Origin of the sequence: Streptomyces alkaliphilus (genome assembly GCF_014141535.1) — a bacterium.
Lineage (GTDB): Bacteria > Actinomycetota > Actinomycetes > Streptomycetales > Streptomycetaceae > Streptomyces > Streptomyces alkaliphilus.
Map to the genome: position 1 here is coordinate 1 of NZ_VKHT01000436.1, position 4,192 is coordinate 4,192.

At 71.7% G+C, this 4,192-nt stretch carries 5 protein-coding genes and 2 tRNA genes; all 7 read right to left on the reverse strand.

Annotated elements, in window-relative coordinates:
• Positions 1 to 61 precede the first annotated feature (61 nt).
• Positions 62 to 1,612, reverse strand: a complete 1,551-nt coding sequence (locus tag FNQ90_RS14460; protein WP_407699366.1) for an MFS transporter — start codon at positions 1,610 to 1,612, stop codon at positions 62 to 64.
• Between the two features lie 110 nt (positions 1,613 to 1,722).
• On the reverse strand, positions 1,723 to 2,298 hold the full coding sequence (locus tag FNQ90_RS14465; RefSeq protein ID WP_182606763.1) for a TetR/AcrR family transcriptional regulator: 576 nt from the start codon (positions 2,296 to 2,298) through the stop codon (positions 1,723 to 1,725).
• Between the two features lie 119 nt (positions 2,299 to 2,417).
• A complete protein-coding gene (locus FNQ90_RS14470; RefSeq protein ID WP_143618249.1) occupies positions 2,418 to 2,858 on the reverse strand; it encodes a MaoC family dehydratase in 441 nt (146 codons plus the stop codon).
• Positions 2,859 to 2,902: 44 nt separating this feature from the next.
• On the reverse strand, positions 2,903 to 3,424 hold the full coding sequence (locus FNQ90_RS14475; RefSeq protein ID WP_182606765.1) for a MaoC family dehydratase N-terminal domain-containing protein: 522 nt from the start codon (positions 3,422 to 3,424) through the stop codon (positions 2,903 to 2,905).
• A 75-nt stretch (positions 3,425 to 3,499) separates the two neighbouring features.
• The gene (gene rpmG, locus FNQ90_RS27420; protein ID WP_103501369.1) at positions 3,500 to 3,664 is read right to left on the reverse strand and encodes a 50S ribosomal protein L33; all 165 of its coding nucleotides are present in this window, start codon (positions 3,662 to 3,664) and stop codon (positions 3,500 to 3,502) included.
• Positions 3,665 to 3,751: 87 nt separating this feature from the next.
• Positions 3,752 to 3,824 (reverse strand) — tRNA-Met (locus FNQ90_RS14485).
• A gap of 43 nt (positions 3,825 to 3,867) precedes the next feature.
• Positions 3,868 to 3,940: transfer RNA gene (locus FNQ90_RS14490), tRNA-Thr, on the reverse strand.
• Positions 3,941 to 4,192 lie beyond the last annotated feature (252 nt).

Sequence of the window (4,192 nt, forward strand, 5' to 3'; positions counted from 1 at the left end):
CCCGGGCGGGGCCGGGCGCGCCGCCGGACCGGGCGGGGAGCCGTCCGGACCGGCGGCGGGGTCACCGTCCGTCGATGCCGTGGAGGGCGTGCGGGCTCGCCGCGGCCGTCACCGGGGCTCCGACGGGGTCCCCGGGGCCCTCGGACCCGGAGCCGGTCCCCCGGTCGAGCGACGCCGCCGGGTTCCCGTCGCCACGGGCCGGGGGCCCACCGCGGGGAATGGCGAACACCAGGGCGGAGGCGACCAGCAGCGCCGCCGTGCCCAGCCACAGTGCGGGGACCAGCCCGTCCACGAAGGCGGTCGGCGGCGCGTAACCGCCCCGGGCGGCGAAGACGGAGGCCAGCAGCGCGATGCCGAGTGCCCCGCCGACCTCGCGCAGGGAGTTGTTGACGCCGGAGGCGACGCCCTGGCGCCCCGCGGGGACCGAGCCCATCACCATCGCCCCGGCCGGCGCGAAGAACATCCCCATGCCGATGCCGCAGAGCACGAAGGCGGGCAGTTGGGCGCCGTAGCCCACCGCCGGGTCGGCGACCAGGGCGAACCAGGCCAGGCCGGCCGCCATCACCGACAGCCCCCAGCCGACCACCGGCCGGCCGCCGATCCGGTCGGTGAGCACACCGGCCAGCGGGGCGATCAGCAGCGGCATCGCGGTCCACGGCAGCATCCGCAGACCGGCCGCCTGTGGGCCGTGGCCCTGGATGATCTGGAGGAACTGGGTGAGCAGGAAGATCGAGCCGAACATGCCCAGGAACATCAGCAGGCTCGCGGCGTTGATCAGTGCGAAGGCGCGGGAACGGAAGAGTTCCAGGGGCAGCAGCGGGGCCGGCGCCCGGCGCTCCCACCACACGAAGAGCGCCAGCACGGCGGCGCCGGCGATCAGCGGTCCGAGGGTGGAGGGGGCCGTCCAACCGTGTTCGTGGCCGCGGATGATGCCCAGGACGACACCGAGGAGTCCGGCGGAGGCCAACAGGGCGCCGGGGAAGTCCAGGCGGCCGTCCGTGCCCCGGCTCTCGGGCAGGCGCAGCCGGATCAGCGGCAGCAGGAGCAGCCCCACGGGGACGTTCAACCAGAAGATCCAGTGCCAGCTGAGGTGTTCGGTGACCGCGCCGCCGACGAGCGGACCACCGGCGACCGCGAGGCCGTTGATCGCGCCCCAGATACCGAAGGCTGTGCCGCGCCGTTCCGCGGGGACGCTCGCGGTGATGAGGGTGAGACTCAGCGGGAGGAGGACCGCGGCGCCGACCCCTTGGAGGACACGGGCGGCGATGAGCTCCCCGGTGGTGCCGGCCAGGGCGGCCAGGGCGGAGGCGAGGGTGAAGACGACGACCCCGCCGGTGAAGACGCGGCGGCGGCCGAAGCGGTCGCCGAGCCCGGCCGCGAACAGCAGCAGACAGGCGAACGGCAGGGTGTAGCCGTTGACGATCCATTCCAGGGCGGAGAGGCTTCCGTCGAGGTCCTCGCGGATGACCGGCAGCGCGGTGGTGACCACGAGGTTGTCCAGGGCCGCCATGAAGGTGGCCGCGCCGGTGAGGCCGAGGACCCAGCCGAGGCGGGCCCGGGAGGGGGGTGCGGCCGGGGCGGTGCCCGGCCCGGTCCGTGCGGTGTCGCTCATCTCGTTCTCCCCATGGCGACGGGTCACCCCGCCACCAAACTAGTGATTGATCAATAACTTTTGAGGGGCGAAAAAACGGCCGCCCGGCGACGGCCGTCGGACGCGCCGGGTCACCCCCCGCGTCCTCCCGCTCCCCCTCCGTCGAGGAAGTCCGGGTTCCGCTCCAGATAACCCGCCCAGACCCGATGATCCGGCGGGAAGCCGAGGGCCAGTTGGACGTTGATCAACATGCCCAGAGCCATGAACTCGTCGGTCCGGGCGACATCGGCGCCGAGCCGGAGGTGGACCAGGTCCCACAGCTCGACCCACAACTCCCGGACCTCGGTCGCGAAATCCGGGTCACCGGAGGCGTCGGCCACCGCCGCGGCCACGTACATCTGCATCTGGAACAGCAGGCGGTCACGGTCGGCGAGCAGATCGGGGTAGACCTCCCCCATGGCGTCCGCCGCCTCCTCCGGCTCCAGGTCCTCGCTCACCTCGGCGAAGCGGCCCCGGATCTCATCGGTGCACCGCCGCGCGGCGGCCAGGAAGATCGCCCGCTTGTCGGGGAAGAGACGGAAGAGGTACGGCTGGGAGACCCCCACCCGGCGGGCGATGGCCGCCGTGGAGGTGCCCGCGTACCCGCCGCGGGCGAACTCGATGATCGCGGCCCGCACGACGCCCTCGCGCCGCTCCTCCGCGCTCATCCGCATATCCGCTCTCGCCATACCTAGAAGTTATTGGTCAATCACTAACTTTGTCAACGGTCGAGTCGGGCCGAACACGGAACGCCGTGCCCGGCCCCGACCCACCGGGCCGGCCGGGATCAGGGAAGCCGCACCACCGCGCGGGCCATCCCCAACACCTTCCGACCATCGCAGACCGCGGTGAGATCCACCCGAACGGTCCGCTCCTCGTCGTCCTTGGCCGCGATCCTCCCCGACACCTCGACCGTGGCGCCCACCCCGTCGTCGGGCACCACCACCGGCTTGGTGAAGCGCACGCCGTACTCGACCACCGCCCCCGGGTCGCCGGTCCAGTCGGTGACCACCCGCACCGCCTCGGCCATGGTGAACATGCCGTGCGCGATGACGTCGGGAAGCCCCACGTCCCGGGCGAATCGCTCGTTCCAGTGAATCGGGTTGAAGTCGCCGGAGGCGCCCGCGTACCGCACCAGGGTCTCGCGGTTGACCGGGAAACGCTGGGTCGGCAGCGCGACCCCCACCTCCACTGCGGCGTACTCGGGACGGACCGCCGGCGTGCCCACGGCATCCTGTTCCCTGCCCTGCGTCGCGGGCGTCGTCACGTCGCTCACACCCTCTCCCCGGCACCGACCGCCGTCGTCCGGTCCCGCGCGTCCTCCGCGTGCCCGTCCCGGGCCGCCGGCGGTTCGGCCGCCCGGGCGACCAGCTTGGTCCAGGCCGTCACCACGTGCTCCCCGTCGGCGTCCCGGACCTCGCCCCGGATGTCCAGGACGTCGTTGCCCGCCAGGGACTTGATCGACTCGATGGTCGAGGAGACCGTCAGCCGGTCCCCCGCCCGCACCGGCCGCCGGTAGGCGAACCGCTGATCCCCGTGGACGACCCGGGTGTAGTCCAGACCCAGCGCGGGATCACCGATCACCTCCCCCGCGGCACGGTAGGTGATGGAGAACACGAAGGTCGGCGGGGCGATCACATCGGGATATCCCAACGCCCGGGCGGCCCCCGGGTCCCGGTACACGGGATTGTCGTCGCCTATCGCCTCCGCGAACTCACGGATCTTCTCCCGGCCGACCTCGTACGGCTCGGTGGGCGGGTAACTCCGCCCCACGAATGACTGATCCAGCGCCATGGGCGCGAACACCTCCGGGTACACGCGCGAGGCCGCCCCCTGGTCGGGAGCGGCCTCGGCGCACTGTTGCACGTGTCAGCGGGTCTCGCGGTGCGCGGTGTGCGAGTTGCAGCGCGGACAGTGCTTCTTCATCTCCAGGCGGTCCGGGTTGTTCCGCCGGTTCTTGCGAGTGATGTAGTTCCGCTCCTTGCACTCCACGCAGGCCAGCGTGATCTTCGGGCGGACGTCTGTGGCAGCCACGTGAGTGCTCCTTGACGAACGGACGATTCCAACACAGAGAGAGTAGCCGATCGGGGACATGAGCCCGCCATCGGCTACTCCGGTGAGTAGCGGCGACCGGACTTGAACCGGTGACACAACGATTATGAGCCGTTTGCTCTACCGACTGAGCTACGCCGCCGGGATGTGGAACCCACCGAAGCGATGAGCGACCCACACCACAGAGCCCCAAAACGGAATCGAACCGTTGACCTTCTCCTTACCATGGAGACGCTCTGCCGACTGAGCTATTGGGGCGAGCGATGAAGAGATTACACGCTCCCGCCCGTAACGCGAAATCCGTTACCCCTCGTCCGCGCCCCGTCGCGCGGGGGTCCCCGCCCCGCCGGCGTACCGCCCCGCACCACGGCGGTACGACTATTTCCGCCCTCCACGGCGGGCCCCTCCACAGCACTTACGCTCGCCCCACCGGCCGGCCCACCGGTCCGGGCCGGCCCACCAGCCGACCCGCGGGGAGCACCATGCCTGCCGAGCCCACCGACACCACAC

What these genes read in the sequence shown, in the direction of transcription:
- FNQ90_RS14460 (WP_407699366.1), bottom strand. Translation starts at nt 1,612, where the DNA reads ATGAGCGACACCGCACGGACCGGGCCGGGCACCGCCCCGGCCGCACCC.
- FNQ90_RS14465 (WP_182606763.1), bottom strand. Translation starts at nt 2,298, where the DNA reads ATGAGCGCGGAGGAGCGGCGCGAGGGCGTCGTGCGGGCCGCGATCATC.
- FNQ90_RS14475 (WP_182606765.1), bottom strand. Translation starts at nt 3,424, where the DNA reads ATGGCGCTGGATCAGTCATTCGTGGGGCGGAGTTACCCGCCCACCGAG.